General features: G+C 61.3%; 20 protein-coding genes. 11 read left to right on the forward strand and 9 right to left on the reverse strand.

Translation table 11 applies throughout. From position 1 onward, the window contains the following. Nucleotide 1: 1 nt before the first annotated feature. From FP026_RS01205 to dnaN, 3 genes are all read right to left on the reverse strand, one after another. Nucleotides 2-589, reverse strand: a complete 588-nt coding sequence (locus FP026_RS01205) for a histidine phosphatase family protein (protein WP_149632818.1) — start codon at nt 587-589, stop codon at nt 2-4. Nucleotides 590-609: 20 nt separating this feature from the next. After that, complete coding sequence (gene pmtA, locus FP026_RS01210; RefSeq protein ID WP_149632819.1) at nt 610-1203, reverse strand: phospholipid N-methyltransferase PmtA; 594 nt, start codon at nt 1201-1203, stop codon at nt 610-612. Between the two features lie 159 nt (nt 1204-1362). Beyond that, nucleotides 1363-2481, reverse strand: coding sequence for a DNA polymerase III subunit beta (dnaN, locus tag FP026_RS01215; RefSeq protein WP_149632820.1), 1119 nt, complete (start codon nt 2479-2481; stop codon nt 1363-1365). A gap of 252 nt (nt 2482-2733) precedes the next feature. On the opposite strand from dnaN, the gene rsmI reads away from it, so the two are divergent. Together rsmI and FP026_RS01225 are read left to right on the forward strand one after the other, a co-directional pair. Further along, nucleotides 2734-3642: a 16S rRNA (cytidine(1402)-2'-O)-methyltransferase gene (rsmI, locus tag FP026_RS01220; RefSeq protein ID WP_149632821.1), complete on the forward strand. Its 909-nt coding sequence runs from the start codon at nt 2734-2736 to the stop codon at nt 3640-3642. Beyond that, the gene (locus tag FP026_RS01225) at nt 3635-4015 is read left to right on the forward strand and encodes a YraN family protein (RefSeq protein WP_188112466.1); all 381 of its coding nucleotides are present in this window, start codon (nt 3635-3637) and stop codon (nt 4013-4015) included. The genes rsmI and FP026_RS01225 overlap by 8 nt, the downstream gene beginning before the upstream one ends. A gap of 141 nt (nt 4016-4156) precedes the next feature. On the opposite strand, the gene FP026_RS01230 is transcribed toward FP026_RS01225, so the two are convergent. Then, the gene (locus tag FP026_RS01230; RefSeq protein WP_149632822.1) at nt 4157-4582 is read right to left on the reverse strand and encodes a hypothetical protein; all 426 of its coding nucleotides are present in this window, start codon (nt 4580-4582) and stop codon (nt 4157-4159) included. A 269-nt stretch (nt 4583-4851) separates the two neighbouring features. On the opposite strand from FP026_RS01230, the gene FP026_RS01235 reads away from it, so the two are divergent. The 4 genes from FP026_RS01235 (at nt 4852) to FP026_RS01250 (ending at nt 9228) form a co-directional block, all read left to right on the forward strand. Beyond that, a complete protein-coding gene (locus FP026_RS01235) occupies nt 4852-5847 on the forward strand; it encodes an endonuclease/exonuclease/phosphatase family protein (RefSeq protein WP_149632823.1) in 996 nt (331 codons plus the stop codon). Nucleotides 5848-5943: 96 nt separating this feature from the next. After that, entirely contained in the window at nt 5944-6447 is a 504-nt protein-coding gene (locus FP026_RS01240) for a cupin domain-containing protein (RefSeq protein WP_188112467.1), read from the forward strand. A gap of 108 nt (nt 6448-6555) precedes the next feature. Further along, complete coding sequence (gshB, locus tag FP026_RS01245; RefSeq protein ID WP_149632825.1) at nt 6556-7503, forward strand: glutathione synthase; 948 nt, start codon at nt 6556-6558, stop codon at nt 7501-7503. A gap of 192 nt (nt 7504-7695) precedes the next feature. Next, a complete protein-coding gene (locus FP026_RS01250) occupies nt 7696-9228 on the forward strand; it encodes a YifB family Mg chelatase-like AAA ATPase (protein WP_149632826.1) in 1533 nt (510 codons plus the stop codon). A 201-nt stretch (nt 9229-9429) separates the two neighbouring features. Here the strand turns inward: FP026_RS01250 and cysK are convergent, their stop codons facing one another. Next, nucleotides 9430-10398 (reverse strand): cysteine synthase A, encoded by a 969-nt coding sequence (gene cysK / locus FP026_RS01255; protein ID WP_149632827.1) that lies wholly within the window; start codon nt 10396-10398, stop codon nt 9430-9432. A 136-nt stretch (nt 10399-10534) separates the two neighbouring features. Beyond that, nucleotides 10535-11152, reverse strand: a complete 618-nt coding sequence (locus FP026_RS01260; RefSeq protein WP_149632828.1) for a LysE family translocator — start codon at nt 11150-11152, stop codon at nt 10535-10537. 129 nt (nt 11153-11281) lie between these two features. Here FP026_RS01260 and FP026_RS01265 point away from each other — a divergent pair, with 129 nt between their 5' ends. The 3 genes from FP026_RS01265 to FP026_RS01275 are packed head-to-tail and all read left to right on the forward strand — an operon-like array spanning nt 11282 to nt 13123. Further along, nucleotides 11282-11839, forward strand: a complete 558-nt coding sequence (locus tag FP026_RS01265; RefSeq protein WP_149632829.1) for a cysteine hydrolase family protein — start codon at nt 11282-11284, stop codon at nt 11837-11839. A 25-nt stretch (nt 11840-11864) separates the two neighbouring features. Further along, nucleotides 11865-12497, forward strand: a complete 633-nt coding sequence (locus FP026_RS01270) for a LysE family translocator (RefSeq protein WP_149632830.1) — start codon at nt 11865-11867, stop codon at nt 12495-12497. Continuing rightward, nucleotides 12497-13123 (forward strand): phosphoglycerate mutase family protein, encoded by a 627-nt coding sequence (locus FP026_RS01275; RefSeq protein WP_149632831.1) that lies wholly within the window; start codon nt 12497-12499, stop codon nt 13121-13123. Before FP026_RS01270 ends, FP026_RS01275 begins: the two co-directional genes overlap by 1 nt. Nucleotides 13124-13126: 3 nt before the next feature. Here FP026_RS01275 and FP026_RS01280 read toward each other — a convergent pair whose 3' ends face one another. Continuing rightward, complete coding sequence (locus FP026_RS01280; protein ID WP_149632832.1) at nt 13127-13429, reverse strand: NIPSNAP family protein; 303 nt, start codon at nt 13427-13429, stop codon at nt 13127-13129. Then, on the reverse strand, nt 13426-14340 hold the full coding sequence (locus tag FP026_RS01285) for a DMT family transporter (protein ID WP_149632833.1): 915 nt from the start codon (nt 14338-14340) through the stop codon (nt 13426-13428). Before FP026_RS01285 ends, FP026_RS01280 begins: the two co-directional genes overlap by 4 nt. Nucleotides 14341-14448: 108 nt before the next feature. On the opposite strand from FP026_RS01285, the gene FP026_RS01290 reads away from it, so the two are divergent. Then, nucleotides 14449-14913 (forward strand): Lrp/AsnC family transcriptional regulator, encoded by a 465-nt coding sequence (locus FP026_RS01290; RefSeq protein ID WP_149632834.1) that lies wholly within the window; start codon nt 14449-14451, stop codon nt 14911-14913. A 10-nt stretch (nt 14914-14923) separates the two neighbouring features. Here FP026_RS01290 and dut read toward each other — a convergent pair whose 3' ends face one another. Beyond that, nucleotides 14924-15394: a dUTP diphosphatase gene (gene dut, locus FP026_RS01295; RefSeq protein ID WP_149632835.1), complete on the reverse strand. Its 471-nt coding sequence runs from the start codon at nt 15392-15394 to the stop codon at nt 14924-14926. Between the two features lie 91 nt (nt 15395-15485). Here dut and FP026_RS01300 point away from each other — a divergent pair, with 91 nt between their 5' ends. Next, nucleotides 15486-17069, forward strand: a complete 1584-nt coding sequence (locus tag FP026_RS01300; RefSeq protein WP_149632836.1) for a peptide chain release factor 3 — start codon at nt 15486-15488, stop codon at nt 17067-17069. Nucleotides 17070-17093: the final 24 nt, after the last annotated feature.

Genomic DNA, 17093 nt, shown 5'->3' on the forward strand with positions numbered 1-17093 from the left:
ATCAAGCCCATCCCATCCAATCTTCCATAGGTGTCCAGTCGCATGAGATGGCGCGCTTCGCAAGGTCGAAACAGAAAAGATTGCCGCCGCCCGGCGGCTGATCGCCCTGGCGCGCGATGGGCTTTCCCTCCAGATGGCATTTCAGCAGCGTGCCGACGCCACCGTGTCCGACGAAGGCGATCGGCATCAGCGGATCGTGTCGCGAAAGAACGGCATCGACATTGGAGACGATCCTTGCCTGCGCGTCGATGGCGCGTTCCCAGCCCTTGAAGCTTTCACGCGGATTGGCGAAGAACCAGTCGGCGGCCTTTTCGAACTCCGGCGGGGCCAGGAAGCCCGTGGCGCTGCGGTCGTTTTCGTGCATGGCCTCGATGATTTCGATCGGCGCGCCGCTTGCCGTCGCCAGGGCCTCAGCCGTTTCGATTGCCTTGCGTTCGCCGCTGGAGACGATCAGGCCTAGCTTGCCTGCCCAGGATCGGCTCGCCGCCAGCCGCGCCCGCTCAGTGCCTATTTCGGACAAGCCCCACTCCGGCACGGGCACGGCAGGATCGATGCGCACCTGCGGGTGCGTAATATAAAGAGCGTACATGGATTATCTCGGCGATTGCCTCAGCTGCGGCTATAGACCCATAGCTGGGCCGGAGGAATGTTGCGGACGATGAAGTCGTAGTGCCGGATATGATAGCGGTCCGGCTTGGCGATGATCGGCGAAACCGGCCCGTAGGAAATCTGCACCACCGGGCGGCCGGGCGGCATACGGTCCAGCAGGCTTTCCAGCAATGCGACGCGCGCTTTCATCGGAAAATTGAGGAGGGGGATGCCTGAGACGACGGAATCGAACGTCTGGCCGCGCAGCACGCCCAGCGTCGTATCGAGATCGAAGGCATCGCCATTAATGAAATGGACGCCGGGGTAAAGCTTGACGAGATGGTTGTAGAAATCGGTCGAGTATTCGATCGCGACGAGGTTTTGCGGCTCGACGCCGCGTGCCAGGATCGCCTTGGTGATGGCTCCGGTTCCTGGCCCTAGCTCCAGCACCGGCAGCCCGGATTGCGTGTTGATGACACCAGCCATCTTCCGAGCTGTGATCGATGAGGTGGGAACGATCGATCCCACAGTCTTCGGCCCTTGCATCATGCCTTTGAAGAAACGGATCTCCTCGTCGAACTTCTTGCCCAGCCGTTCCTTGAGACGCAGCGCCATGTTCTCCCCCACCAGATGTCACGGTCGCGACTTACATACCGCTTCTCTAAAATCTTGCAATGCGATGACGCAATAACAAGAGAAAATGTCGCATTTCACAAAGGATCAAATAAAAGCGCCCTTGCGTTGAATAAACGCATAAAGGGCGCTTTGGTTTCGTTATACGCGCATCGGCATTAATACATAAAGGGCGTCGTCGCCGGCCGTGTCGCGGATGAGCGTCGGCGAGCCGGCATCGGCAAGCAGGAACACGGCAGAATCGCCCGACAGCTGTGCGGTGATGTCGAGCAGGTACTTGGCGTTGAAGCCGATTTCCATCGGGTCCATCTCGTAGCCGACAGCGACTTCTTCGGTCGCGCTTCCCGAATCGGGGTTGTTGACCGTCAGCAGCAATTGCCCGTCCGACAGTGCCAGTTTCACGGCGCGGCCACGCTCGGACGAAATCGTCGAAACGCGGTCGACGGCCTGTGCGAAGCTCTGGCAATCGACGCGCATTTCCTTGTCGTTGTTGGCCGGGATGACGCGCTGGTAATCGGGGAAGGTGCCGTCGATCAGCTTCGACGTCATGACGATCGAGCCGATCGTCAGGCGGATCTTGGCATCGGAAACCTCGACGGTGACCATCGTGTCCGGCGCGTCAACCAGCTTCTGCAGCTCGCCGACAGTCTTGCGCGGGATGATGATGCCGGGCATGCCTTCGGAGCCGGAAGGGGCGCTGACATCGGCGCGGGCCAGACGATGACCGTCCGTGGCGACGGCCCTGAGCTTCAGATCGCCGCCGCTCTCGATCGTGTGGAAGAAAATGCCGTTCAGGTAGTAGCGCGTCTCCTCGGTGGAAATCGCAAACTGTGTCCGGTCGATCAGCATTTTCAGGTCGGCGGCCTTCAGCTTGAACGAATGGCTGAAGCTGCCGGCGGTGAGATCCGGGAAGTCCGATTCCGGCAGGCATTGCAGCGAGAACTTTGAACGGCCGGAGGCGACCGTCATCGAGCTGCCGTCGGTGTTGGTGGCAAGAAGTACTTCCGATCCGTCGGACAGCTTGCGCACGATGTCGTAGAGCAGATGCGCCGGTACGGTGGTGGCGCCGGGCTGCTCGACATTGGCGGGCGTCGCCTCGGTGATTTCGAGATCGAGGTCGGTAGCCTTCATGTCGAGGCTTGTACCATCGGCCTTCAGCAGGACGTTGGACAGGATCGGGATCGTGTTGCGACGCTCGACCACGCGATGCACGTGGTTCAGCGACTTCAGGAGGTTCGACCGCTCTATTGTAATACGCATGGATGCTACCGCTTTCGACCGTGACTTGCCGGGCGGCCCGAGGCGCCCGAGCGACTGGTTTTCGGACAAGGCCCGAAAGATTGGACAGGCAACTTGGCAGACTTCTCCATCCGAATGCAAGAGGCATGAACCCTTTGTCGAGCGCCAATCGAACATTTGGCCGACAATGCTCACAGGAATTCCACCGCTCTTGCCGTCTGCTCGCGCCTCGCCCATAAAGGCCTGTGAATCCCAAGCGAATTCAGGACCGGCATGAACGAAGAGCATTCAAGCGGCGGGGCGCGCAGTTTCCGCCTGCACAACAATCAGATTCCGGCCCGTCCCCTCGAACCGGCGCTCTACCTTGTCGCCACCCCGATCGGCAATCTCGGCGATATCACCCTGAGGGCGCTGGAAACGCTGGCCGGTGCCGACGTGCTGGCCTGCGAAGATACGCGTGTTACCCGCGTCCTGCTCGATCGCTACGGCATCCAGAACAAGCCCTATGCCTACCACGAGCACAATGCCGATGAGGCCGGTCCGCGGCTGCTGCAGGCTTTGGAAGCCGGCCGATCGGTGGCACTCGTCTCCGATGCAGGCACGCCGCTCGTCTCGGATCCCGGCTATCGGCTTGCGGTGCAGGCAATCGAGGCGGGATACAAGGTCGTTCCCATCCCCGGCGCGTCGGCGCCGCTTGCGGCCCTCGTCGGTTCCGGCTTGCCGAACGATGCCTTCTTCTTTGCCGGCTTCCTGCCCGCCAAGGACAAGGGCCGGCGCGACCGTCTGGCTGAGCTTGCGGGCGTCCCCGCGACCCTCATCTTCTTTGAATCGCCGCATCGCATCGCCGCCACGCTTGCCGCCGCCGCCGATGTGCTTGGCGGAGAGCGGGCGGGCGCCGTCTGTCGAGAATTGACGAAAACCTTCGAGGAATTTCGCCGCGGCACGCTTTCAGAACTCGCGTCATTCTATGATGCGGTCGACAATGTGAAGGGCGAGATCGTCTGGCTCGTCGGCCCGCCGGCGGAAAGTGTTGTGGCGGAGGCCGATGTCGATGCCATCCTGGCCGATCTCTCAGGGACGATGCCGACCGCCAAGGCGGCAACCGAAGCTGCGCGTCTGACCGGCCTGCCGAGAAAGGAGCTGTATCAGCGCCTCCTCGGCATGAAGGAGCGCCATGGCTGATATGAAGCTCGGGGCCGGCGGAAGGCTGAAGCGGCAAAAGGCCTGGCGGCGCGGCCATGTCGCCGAATATCTCGCCGCTGCCTTCCTGATGCTCAAGGGCTATCGCATCCTGGCGATCCGCCATCGCACCAAGCTCGGTGAAATCGATATCGTCGCCCGCAAAGGCGATCTCGCCGTCTTCGTCGAGGTCAAAGCCAGGCGCGGCGAGCAGGAGGCGATCGATGCCGTCTCCTTTTCCGCGCAAAGACGCATTCGCGGTGCCAGCGACCTCTGGTTGGCGCGGCAACCGGATTTCGCCCGTCTGTCGCAGCGCTACGATATCGTCGCCATCCTGCCAGGCCGCTGGCCCCGGCATTTTCCGGATGCCTTCTAAAGCGCATCGCGATCTTTCAGATTCGCTTCTCGCGCTTTAGATTCTTGATTTTGCGCGTGTCGTTATCGCAAAACCGCTGCACACTTTTGCGCGACATGCTTTGGAAAGGCTTTTTGAAGCGGAGGCTTGCTATTTGGCCTATTACTGTTTTTTGCGGAAAGGGCCTTGCTGATTATCAACCATGACGGCGTAGCGGGTCGACGGTTCGACACAAATCCGATCGCCCGGAAAGGCATCGCGAAAAACGTAGCCGGAGATGCATGTGTCGGCGCCATAAGGGCCGCCATTTGGATTGCGCCGCGAAGCTGCGCGTTGGTTATCCTGAAGGACAGCCAGAAATGTATCGTTAGTGACGCAGACATGATCGCCTTCGACAGCGAGACGCCATCTATAAGGTTCTATGCAATCGTTCTGCGCTGAAGCTGCAGGCTTACCGCCGTCCCAAATGGATGGGAAATTCTTAATGGCGATGACAAGACCTGATAACGCGACGACGACTGCCGTCAACGTCGTGATCTTACCCGCCAATGTGGACAATAATCCACCTTGCTTGTTGGCCCCACTCATCAGTATCCCCACTTGAATGAGCACTGACATCATCGGCTTGGGGCGAGTAAAGTCAACATTTTTTACATTTTAGGATTGCTAAATTGGACGATCGTAATCGAGAGCGGAAGTATTTTCAGGTCAAACGTCAGGCCGGAATGAAGTCTATCAATTCAGCAGTCCGCATTTCGCCTATCACGGTTGCGTCATAAAAGGCGCTTATGGCTGCACGAACTTACACACCTAGCTCAGTTCGGGTCGTTTCCCGCTGACGTTTTCGCAGGCCCATCATGATCCGCAACACCGTCTCCGCCTTTACCGTTCCCTCGCAGCAGGAGCGCAAGAGCTTCGTTTCGCTCGAAAAGACCGCTGCCGTTCACGCCGAGAAACTTGCATCGCTCGCCTGCCTGAATGCGGTGCGCATCGGCGGGGCGGATGCGCAAGTCGAGGTCTTGTCCTTTCCGTTTACGGCCGCTGCCTGGAATCTCGAGCGCTGCCTGTTTCCCGAGGAAAGTGCGGCCAAGCTGCGGGCGACCGGGGCGCCACTGATTTTGCTGTCGGAGATGGATCTGGGCATGGCCCGCACCGAGCAGCGCGACCCGACCGGCATCATCGCCGGCGAACTCGGCATGAACCATGCCTATGGCGTCGAGTTTCTCGAACTCAGCCTCGGTTCGGACATCGAGCGTTCCTACTGCCGCGACGATTTCAACGAAAAGGGCTTTCACGGCAATGCCTTGATGGCCTCCGTCGCCCTCAGGGATGCTTTCTTGTTCCGCCTGCCCGGCGAGGCCGTTTGGTTCAATGACAGTAACGAGCAGCCGCGCATCGGCGATCGCTGTGCCGTCGGTGCCATCGTCGGGACCGAGGCCGGTCCTATCGTTGCCGTTTCCGTACACCTCGAAAGTGTAGCGACCGCTGCCTATCGCGAGCGGCAGATGGCGGCACTGATCGATGCCGTCGAAGCCTTCGCCCCCGGCCTGCCGATCCTGATCGGTGGCGATCTCAATACCGGCAACCATACCGGCGGCGATTTCTCCACCGATACGCTGTTCGCTATGGCCGAAGGCCGCGGCTTCGAATGCCACGGCGGTCCGCTCGATCAGACGAGCACGCGTCCAAGCCTGATCACGCGCTTTCCCGATCGCGCCATGAAGCTCGACTGGTTCCTGAGCCGGGGTTTGAAGATCGGCGAAAGTCACCTCGTTTCCTCTCTTAATGAAGAGGGCAAGCCGCTCTCCGACCATGACATCATCGTCTGCACGATCGAAGGCTTTTCGGCCTGATCGCTGCGATCGTTAAAATGCACTGGGTTTCATGAACCGCGCCGTTACCGCTTCCATGCGAAGAGATCGCAGACGCGCATGGAATTGGGGGATTGCATGGTCTTGAAACTGATGTTGACGAGCATGGCGGCCTTTGCCGCGCGTGCCGTCCCGGTCGTGGTCGCGCTGCCGCGGTCGAAAAGCTTCGTGGCTGGCGCCAGCAACGAAATGGAAATGAAGCCGTCGCCGATCGAGCCGTCCTGGATCCTGGCGGGCGATCCGGTTGCCCGTATCGCCGAGCATTCGCGCGGGCAGGACGATGCCGCCATGACCGCGCTGTGGGATTGCACGGCGGGCGAATTTCGCTGGTATTTCGGCTGGGACGAAACGGTGATGATCCTCGAAGGCGAGGTGCATATCACCACGGAAGATGGCGTCGAGCGGACGCTCAGCGCCGGCGATGTCGCCTATTTCGCCGGCGGCACCTGGGCGACATGGCGCATCGATCGCTACCTGCGCAAGGTTGCCTTTTTACGCAAGCCGTTCCCGAAGCCTTTGACCATGGCTTATCGCCTGCGCAACTTCGTCCGCCAGGGCGGCGCACAGGGTCTTGCCGCCTGAGTGCGGCAAGCCTGGTCGAGCAAACCTCTGAGGGAAGCCCTTGAATAGCCGTTGCGTTTGGATGCTGGTCGACCTACATCTGTGCGCAAATTCGAGCGAGGGCTGACTATGGCTGGTATCAAGAATGTTGCGGTCCAGATGGACCATGTGAAGAGCATCAACATTGCGGGTGACTCGACCTTCGCCATGAGCCTCGAGGCGCAGAACCGCGGCTACAAGCTCTTCCACTACACGCCCGAGCGGCTGAGCATGCGCGACGGCAAGGTCTATGCCTCGGTCGAGCCGATGATCCTGCGCGACGTCAAGGGCGACCACTTCGAGCTCGGCGAACCCGAGCGCGTCGATCTCTCGACAATGGACGTGGTGCTGCTGCGCCAGGACCCGCCATTCGACATGGCCTATATCACCTCGACGCATCTGCTCGAGCGCATCCATCCGAAGACGCTCGTCGTCAACGATCCGGCCTGGGTGCGCAATTCGCCGGAAAAGATCTTCGTCACCGAATTCGCCGATCTCATGCCGAAGACGCTGATCACCCGTGATCCGGCTGAAATCCGCCGTTTCCGTGATGAGATGGGCGATATCATCCTGAAGCCGCTCTACGGCAATGGCGGCGCCGGCGTCTTCCACTCGACGCGCGACGACCGCAATCTCTCGTCCCTGCTCGAAATGTTCGGCCAGCTCTTCCGCGAGCCCTTCATTGCCCAGCAATATCTGCCTGATGTCCGCAAGGGCGATAAGCGCATCATCCTCGTCGACGGCGAGGCCGTCGGCGCGATCAACCGCGTGCCGGCCGAGCATGACGCCCGCTCCAACATGCATGTCGGCGGTCGCGCCGAAGCGACCGAGCTGACGGCGCGCGAACAGGAAATCTGCAAGCGCATCGGACCGGCCCTGAGGGAGCGAGGCTTCCTGCTCGTCGGCATCGACGTCATCGGCGACTACATGACCGAGATCAACGTCACCTCGCCGACGGGTCTCCGCGAAGTGAAGCGCTTCGGCGGCGCCGATATCGCCAGCCTGCTTTGGGATGCGATCGAAGCCAAGCGGGCCTGATCGGCAGTTCCCACCACGCTTTCAGCTGAACGATAATGCTCACCCAGGCGCGTCGATGATTTCGACATGTCTGGGTGAAGTTTTGTTCGTTTATTGTTCTTGTTTCATTCCTTGTCTTGTGCCAGATTGCAACCCGAAGTTTGCTGATCGGGGCACGTAACGGCAAACGGGTTCGGCGACAGGGGATAGGGCATGGTAGCGCGCGTCAGTACGGTGGCGTTTCAGGGGATCGAGGGCGTACCCGTCGAAGTGCAGGTGATGATCGCGCCGGGCAAGGTGCTGATGCATATCGTCGGCCTGCCCGATAAGGCTGTGGCCGAAAGCCGGGAGCGGGTCCAGGCGGCGCTGCACGCCTCCGGCCTTGCCTTGCCGCCGAAGAAAGTCACCGTCAATCTCGCGCCGGCGGACCTGCCCAAGGAGGGCAGCCATTTCGATCTTGCGATCGCGCTTGGCCTGATGGCGGCGCTCGGCGCCATCCCCGCCGATGCCCTGTCGTCCTATACCGTCATCGGCGAACTCAATCTCGACGGCACCATCGCACCGGTTGCCGGCGCGCTTCCGGCGGCAATCGCCGCCAATGCCATGGGCAAGGGGCTGATCTGCCCTGCCGAAAGTGGGCCGGAAGCCGCCTGGGCCGGCAAGGAGATCGATATTCTGGCGCCGCGCAGCCTGATCGCGCTCGCCAATCATTTCCGTGGCACCCAGGTCCTGTCGCGGCCGGAACCGTCCGTTCGCGCCAATGCCGCCAATCTGCCTGACCTTGCCGATATCAAGGGGCAGGAAAGCGCCAAGCGCGCCCTGGAAGTGGCGGCGGCCGGCGGCCATAATCTGTTGTTCGTCGGACCGCCCGGTTCCGGCAAGTCGATGCTCGCCTCGCGCTTGCCGTCGATCCTGCCGCCCCTGTCGACGAACGAGCTGCTGGAGGTGTCGATGATCCATTCGATCGCTGGCCAGCTTTCCGGCGGCAAGCTCTCCGATCGTCGGCCCTATCGCGCACCGCATCACTCCGCCACCATGGCGGCGCTCGTCGGCGGCGGCATGCGCGCTCGGCCGGGCGAAGTCTCACTCGCCCATCACGGCATTCTGTTCCTTGACGAACTGCCGGAGTTTTCGCCGCAGGCACTCGATGCGCTGCGCCAGCCGCTCGAAACCGGAGAGTGCGTCATCGCCAGGGCAAACCACCGTGTCTCCTATCCCGCCGGCATCCAGCTTGTAGCGGCGATGAACCCCTGCCGTTGTGGCATGGCCGGCGAGCCGGGCCACACCTGCGCCCGTGGGCCGCGCTGCGCTTCCGATTATCAGGGCCGCATTTCCGGCCCCTTGCTCGATCGTATCGACATTCGCATCGATGTGCCCGCCGTCTCCGCTGCCGACTTGATCCGGCCGACTGCGGCCGAAAAGAGCGCCGATGTCGCGCTCCGCGTTGCACGCGCTCGCGAACGGCAGCTGGAACGCTTCGAGCGAGCCGGCATGAAAGACGTCGCCACCAACGCCCGCTGCTCGACGGCGATGATCGAAACCATCGCCGAGCCGGATGCCGCCGGCTTGCAGTTGCTGCGCGATGCGGCCGAGAAGATGAAGTTTTCGGCCCGCGGCTATCATCGCATCCTCAAGGTCGCTCGAACTCTCGCCGATCTAGATGATAAACCGACCGTTGGCCGCATCCATCTCGCCGAAGCCATCTCCTACCGTATTGCCGGCGAGCGGCTGGCCGCGCACGCCTGAAAATTCGAGGCTTAGGGTGGTTCCAGGAAAAGTGCCGCGCGGTTTTCCGTCCGGAATTGCGAGACAATAAAGAGATGGAGCGGTTCAGAGTTTCCCTGAAAAGCTGAGCGGCTCCAGATAGCGCCTGATTGCCTCCCGTCCGCCTGAATGAAAAAGGGGCGCCGAAGCACCCCTTCCAATTCAATCCGATGACAGGCTCATTCAGCCGCCAAGTCCCTCGAACAGCGCCGTCGAGAGATAGCGCTCGGCGAAAGACGGGATGATGACGACGATGTTTTTGCCCTCGTTTTCGGGGCGCTGACCGACCTTGATCGCCGCTGCCAGCGCCGCGCCGGAGGAAATGCCGACCGGCACGCCCTCGAGCTTGGCGACGAGACGGGCATGCTGGAATGCCTCGTCATTGCTGACGGTAACCACCTCGTCATAGACATGGGTATCGAGGATCTTCGGTGCGAAGCCGGCGCCGATGCCCTGGATCTTGTGCGGGCCGGGATTGCCGCCGGAAAGAACCGGCGAATCCGTCGGCTCGACGGCGATGACCTTGATATCGGGCCTGCGGGCCTTCAGCACCTGGCCGACACCGGTGATCGTGCCGCCGGTGCCGATACCTGAAACGAAGATATCGACCTTGCCTTCGGTATCGTTCCAGATCTCCTCGGCCGTCGTCTTGCGATGGATTTCCGGGTTGGCCGGATTTTCGAACTGCTGCGGAATGACGGCGTCCGGCAGGCTTGAGGCCAGTTCCTCCGCCTTGGCAATCGCGCCCTTCATGCCTTTCGGGCCTTCGGTCAGCACCAGTTCGGCGCCGAGCAGCGCCAGCATCTTGCGGCGTTCGATCGACATGGTCTCCGGCATGGTGAGGATCAGCCGGTAGCCTTTTGCAGCTGCGGCGAAGGCGAGCGCGATGCCGGTATTGCCCGAGGTCGGCTCGATCAGCACGGTCCTGCCGGGCGCAATCTTGCCCTGTGACTCCAGGCTCTCGATCATGGCGACGCCGATGCGGTCCTTCACCGAGGCGATCGGGTTGAAGAATTCAAGCTTTGCCAGGAGGTTGGCCTTGACGCCCTTCTCCTTCGCCAGCTTGTCGAGGCGGACGATCGGCGTGTCACCAATGGTCTCGGTGATCGAAGTATAGACGCGGCCGCGACCGGGTTTGCGGGTGTCGGACATGGGTAGCTCTCCCTACATTTGAATTATGCAGTGACAATAGGATCAAACGCCCGCGGAAACCAGAGTGCGCGCCCTTTGTCGCCGCGTCGACCGTGAGAAAAGAATCTCCCACAGCCTTTCTTTGGGGATGTTTATTTCAGGCTGCACGCGCCGCTATGAAGGCGGCCGTGGCGGCGAGGATGCTGGCCGCAACCCTGTTCAGGATCTGCAGCGCTCTCGGCTTCTTGAGGAAAGTCCGGGCTCGCGAGGCGAGCAGCATATAGGGAACGAGCACGATCAGAAGAACGACGAAGGTTGCCGCCACCAGGGTTACATATTCCCGCAGGCCGATGCCGCCGATGTCGATCAGCGTCGGCACGAGCGCAATATAGAAAAGCATGGTCTTCGGGTTGCCGAGTGTGACTAATAGGCCCGAGAGAAAGGACATGCCGGCACCGCTCGATTTCTTCGCCGCGATATCGGCGGCGAGCAGGCCGGCAGTCCAGAGCTTCCAGGCGATATAACCGAGATAAAGCGCGCCCGCGATCTTGATGACGATGAAGACCTCGGTGAAAGCCTGCGCCACGAAAGCAAGACCGAGAACGACCGCCGTCAGGTAGATGGTGTCGCCGAGTACAAGGCCGAGGCCCATGAAGAAGGTCTCGCGGAAGCCGGAGCCGAGGGCGCGCGCCACGATCGCCGTGATGCCGGGGCCTGGAATGGCCGCCGCAACGAAGAGCGCGCCGCAATAGGCGAGCAGGGATGCAAGCGTCATGGCCATTTCCTCCTCAGATGGTGCCTGCTCTACCGCACCACCTTTGCGGTTTCAAGCGATTGCGCTGGCGCCGCGAACATATTACCAAGACGTTGACGGCGCGTCGAAACCGCTTTGCCCAAGGATATCATGTCTTCCGCATTGCTCCTGATCGATCTTCAGAACTCCATCCTGACCGGCCTTGGCACGCCGGAGCGTCAGCCTGATATCGATGCGGCGCTGGAGGCGGTCGTCGCCAAGCTTGCAGCACTGAAGCACAAGGCGCGTGCCGCCGGCATCCCCGCCTTCATCGTCCAGCATGACGGCACTCCGGGTCATCGCCTGGCAAAGCGCGGCGAAGGCTGGCAATTGCGCCGGGAAATCGCCCCCGAAGCCGGCGATGTCGTGGTGCATAAGACGAGCTGCGATTCCTTCTTTGAAACCGACCTCGAGGCGCGGCTGCGGGCGCGGGGCGTTAGCCACCTCATTGTCGGCGGCTGCATGACGCAGTTCTGCGTCGATACGACTGTACGTCGCGCCGTTTCGCTCGGTTTCGACGTCACGCTGATCTCCGACGGTCATACCACGGCCGATATGGGCAAGCTCACTTTCGAAGACATTGTCACCCACCACAATATGCTGCTTGACGGCTTCGATGCCGGGCCGCATGAAATCAAGCTTGCTGTTGCCAGCGAAATTCTTTTCTGAAGATCTTTCCGACGCCGGAGGCTTTATGCCGCATCTGACCAGTATGATCACCTTTGCCCTGATCGCTCTCGGCATGGTGCTGACACCTGGACCGAACATGATCTATCTGGTGTCGCGCTCGATCTCGCAGGGGCCGGTAGCCGGGCTGATCTCGCTCGGTGGTGTGGCCTGCGGCTTCCTCTTCTACATGTTCTCGGCCGCGCTGGGCATCACCGCCTTCGTCTTCGCCGTTCCCTTCGCCTATGATGCGCTGCGGCTGGCGGGCGCGGCCTATCTTGCCTGGCTCGCCTGGAATGCGCTGAAGCCCGGCGGCCGCTCCGCATTTCAGGTGCGCGAACTGCCGAAGGATAGCACGCGCCGGCTCTTCTCCATGGGGCTGGTGACCAGCCTGCTCAATCCTAAGGTCGCGATCCTTTATTTGTCGCTGTTGCCGCAATTCATCGATCCCGCCGCCGGCAGCGTCTTCACTCAATCGCTTGTTCTCGGTTTTGCGCAGATCGTCATTAGCGTGACATTCAATGCCATCTTCGCGCTGAGTGCAGGCTGGATCGCGATGTTCCTCACCCGCCGCCCGTCCTTTGCTCTGGTGCAGCGTTGGCTGATGGGCACGGTGCTGGCTGGGCTCGCCGTACGAATGGCTTTCGAGGCGCAGCGCTGATGCGGAGCATTTCGCTGCCCCTTGCGAGCGGCATTCTGGCGCTGGCATCGCTCTGGGGTTCCGCTTCGGCGGCGGAAACGGCTACGCAGACGATCGTCTTCATGCGTCATGGCGAAAAGCCCGAGGCGGGTCTTGGCCAATTGAGCTGCCAGGGACTCAACCGGGCGCTGGCTTTGCCACGGGTACTGGCCAAGCTCTTCGGCAAGCCGACGGCGATCTTTGCGCCGGATCCGTCGAAGCGGAAGGACGATTCCGGTACTTCCTACGATTACATCCGCCCGCTCGCCACCATCGAGCCGACTGCCGTCGCGCTTGGACTGCCTGTTGATACCAGCTTCGGCTATGACGATACCGATGATCTGAAAACCGAGCTGGAAAAGCCTGCTTATGCCGGCAAGCTGGTCTTCGTCGCCTGGGAGCACAAACAGATCGTCAAGCTTGCCCGGCAGCTGTTGAGCGATAATGGTGGGGATGACGAGGCGGTGCCGAAATGGCAAGGCGAGGATTTCGACAGCCTCTATGTGCTGCGCATCGGCGGTGGTAAGGCCGGTATGGGCGCGACCTTCGAGAAGATGGCGGAGGGCCTTGACGGCCGCTCCGTAACCTGTCCGACTCCGGCTAAATAGGTCTTAGAATACCGGCCGCATGAAGCTGCGCTCGTAGCTGACGATGCAGCGCGTTTCCTCGCCATAGGCGAAGGCGGCCTGGCATTCCGCATCCTCGGCCATCTTGAGCCGATATTCCTCATAGGCGGCAAGGCTCGGAAAGCTGAACAGCGCCAGCGCAATGTTGTTCGTGCCTTCGTGCGGCATGAAATAGCCGTGATGGGTGCCGCCCAGCCGGTTGACCAGCGGAATCCAGAGCTTGGCGTAATGCTCGAACTGGGCGAGCTTGTAAGGGTCGATCGTATAGCGCAGATAGCAGGTGATCATTCGGCGGTCCCCTTTGAAAGACCACCGTTTCTATGCCAGGGCAGGGGGATCGTCCAGCCGAGATTCATGCCGGCCGCGGCCGCAAGGATGATGCTCGCGCCGAGGATTTGGGCGGCGCCCAGCACATGGCCGAAGGCGAAGCGATCGACCACGATGGCGGCGATCGGGTAGATGAAGGACAACGCGCCGGTCAGATGCGTCGGCAGCTTCTGGATGGCGCCGTAAAGCAGCACATACATCAGGCCGGTATGCAGGATGCCCATGGTGATGAGGATCGACCAGCCGCCGGCATCCCGCGGAACGCCTGAGAAATCGGTGAAGGGCGCCAGCATCAGGATACCCGTCGAAACCTGAATGAGAGCGATCAGGTGCGGCGGCGTGCCCTTCAGCCATTTCGCCGCAATGGCCGCCAGCGCATAGAAGAACGCCGCGCCCAGCGAAAGCAGGATGCCGATCGCATAGCTTCCGACGCCGGTTCCCTCGCCCGGCTTGCCCTCGACGATGACCGCCATGCCGGCAAAGGCGAGAGCCAGCCAGAAGAGCTTGGTGAAGGTGATCCGCTCGCCGAGGAACAGCGCGCCGAGCCCCAGCAGCATGAAGGGCTGCGTATTGTAGACGGTCGTGGCAATGGAAATGGAGGCGTGCGAATAGGCGGCGAACAGCAGCAGCCAGTTGAGAACGATGGCGATCCCGCCGCCGACCGCAATGGAAAATGTCTTGCGATTGAGGATGTTGGGACGGAGCAGGCCCATGGCCGCGCAGATGACGAGCAGCGTCAGCGCGCCGAAGAAGCAACGCCAGAAGACGACGCCGGTTACGGCCTGTCCTGACATCAATACGAACCAGCCGATCGTGCCTGAAATCAGCATCGCCGCCGACATTTCCATCGTGCCGCGTCTTGTCTCGTTCATTAGCTTGGCTCCCATCTATCGGAGCCGATCATATTGCGTCGGAAGCATGGATAATATAGATTTATTTAGGCATGAAAATCTCCTCACCTAATTAAATAAGGACATGTCATGGGTGTTCCTAACACCTCCCTGGGTCTCGACGGGATCGACCAGCGAATGCTGGAGGCGCTGGCGCGCAACGCCCGCATATCGCTGAAGGAACTGGCGGAAGCAGCCGGTCTTTCGTCGCCGAGTGCGGCAGAGCGGCTGCGCCGGCTGGAGGAGCGCGGCATCATCTCCGGCTTCACGGTCGATATCGCACCGGAGGCCATCGGCTATCCCTTGCAGGCGATCGTCCGCGTCCGGCCTCTGCCCGGTCAGCTCCATGTCGTCGAGCGGATCATCCAGGAGACGCCGGAATTCATCGAATGCGACAAGGTCACCGGCGACGATTGCTTTATCGGGAGGTTGGTAGTGCGCTCCATGGGCGAACTCGACGGCATCCTGGACAAGATCACCGAGCGCGCGGAGACGAACACGTCGATGATCAAGGCGACACCCGTCAAACGACGGCTGCCGCCGCTTTCCCGCTAGAACTCCGTCATCATACGCCGGTAGAACCGAAGCCGCCGGCGCCGCGCTTGGTTTCGCTTGCCTCGGTCGTCTCGACGATGCGGGCCTGGGTAACCGGCGCGATGATCATCTGCGCGATGCGCATGCCGCGGGTGATCTCGAAAGGCTCTTCGCCGAGGTTGATAAGCAGCACCTTCACTTCGCCGCGATAGTCGCTATCGATCGTACCCGGTGTGTTCAGGCAGGTGATGCCGTTCTTGAAGGCAAGGCCGGAGCGTGGGCGGATCTGCGCCTCGAAGCCATCCGGAATTTCGAAGATGAAACCGGTGGGCACGAGCGCCCGCTTGCCGGGGGCGATCGTCAGCGTCTCACCGTCTTCGACGGCGGCGCGTAGGTCCATGCCGGCGGCACCCTTGGTCTCATAAGCGGGCAGCTCCAGGCCTTCGCCATGCGGCAGGCGGATGAGCTTCAGGGTCGGGCTGATATCGGTGTGAATGGTCATGCGGCATTAGTTTGCGCGCGAACGCCCGAGGTCAATTGCATTTAGGCCTTTGAGTCGCTAGATACGGCGCCAATTCACAGGATTCACAAGCATGGCCGAAAGTCTCGCCGAGGCGGTCTCCCGCCGCCGCACATTCGCTATTATCGCTCACCCGGACGCGGGCAAGACGACGCTCACTGAAAAGCTGCTGCTTTTCGGCGGCGCCATTCAGCTTGCCGGCGAGGTCAAGGCGAAGAAGGATCGCATGCAGACGCGTTCCGACTGGATGAAGATCGAGCGTGAGCGCGGCATATCGGTCGTGACCTCCGTCATGACCTTTGAATATGAAGGCAACGTCTTCAACATTCTCGACACACCCGGTCACGAAGACTTTGCCGACGATACCTATCGCACGCTGACGGCCGTCGATGCCGCGGTCATGGTCATCGATGCCGCCAAGGGTATCGAGCCGCGGACGCTGAAACTGTTCGAAGTCTGCCGCATGCGCGACATCCCGATCATCACCTTCATCAACAAGATGGACCGCGAAAGCCGCGATCCCTTCGAAATTCTCGATGAAGTGGAAGAGAAGCTGGCGCTCGACACCGCGCCGATTACATGGCCGATCGGCCGCTCCAAGACCTTCTGCGGCTCCTATCATCTGGCATCCAATACCGTTCGTGGTTCCGACACCGAGGTCACCGCGACCCCCGTCAATGGCCCGCGAACCGTCGCTGATAGGCTGCCGGAAAACGAGCGTAAAGCCTTCATCGACGAAACGGAACTGGCAATCGAGGCGTGCCGGCCGTTCGATCGGGAATCCTTCCTCGAAGGCCATATGACGCCGGTCTTCTTCGGTTCGGCGCTACGCAATTTCGGCGTTCGCGATCTCATCAACGCGCTCGGCGATTTCGCGCCGCCGCCGCGCGATCAGGTTGCCGATATCAGGACGGTTCACGCCACCGACGACAAGATGACGGCCTTCGTCTTCAAGATCCAGGCCAACATGGACCCGAACCACCGCGACCGCATCGCCTTTGCACGCATCTGCTCCGGCAAGCTGGAGCGCGGCATGAAGGCGCGGCTGTCGCGCACCGGCAAGCAGCTCGGTCTCACCGCGCCGCAATTCTTCTTCGCCTCGCAGCGCCAGCTCGCCGACACCGCCTATGCCGGCGACGTCGTCGGTATTCCCAACCACGGAACGCTGCGCATCGGCGATACGCTGACGGAAGGCGAATCCCTGGTCTTTCAGGGCGTGCCGAACTTCTCGCCGGAAATCCTTCGCCGCGTGCGCCTCGAGGATGCTATGAAGGCGAAGAAGCTCAAGGAAGCGCTGCAGCAGATGGCCGAAGAAGGCGTCGTGCAGCTCTTTTCGCCGGAAGACGGCTCTCCCGCCATCGTCGGCGTCGTCGGCGCCCTGCAGCTCGACGTGCTGAAGGAGCGGCTGATGGCCGAATATGGCCTGCCGGTTTCCTTCGAAATGTCGCGCTTCTCCGTCTGCCGCTGGATTTCGGCCGACCAGTCCGTCGATCTTGAAAAGTTCGTCACCCAGCGCCGCGGCGATATCGCCCGCGATCTCGATGGCGATCCGGTCTTCCTCGCCCAGGATGGCTTCTCGTTGCGCTACGAAGCGGAACGTTATCCGGCTATCAAGATGGTAGCGATCAAGGAATATCACGCCGTCAAGGCGGCGTAATATCGGAGGTTGGCAGCCACGGGC

The sequence above is a fragment of the Martinezella tropici genome (assembly GCF_008370325.1).
Lineage (GTDB): Bacteria > Pseudomonadota > Alphaproteobacteria > Rhizobiales > Rhizobiaceae > Rhizobium > Rhizobium tropici_B.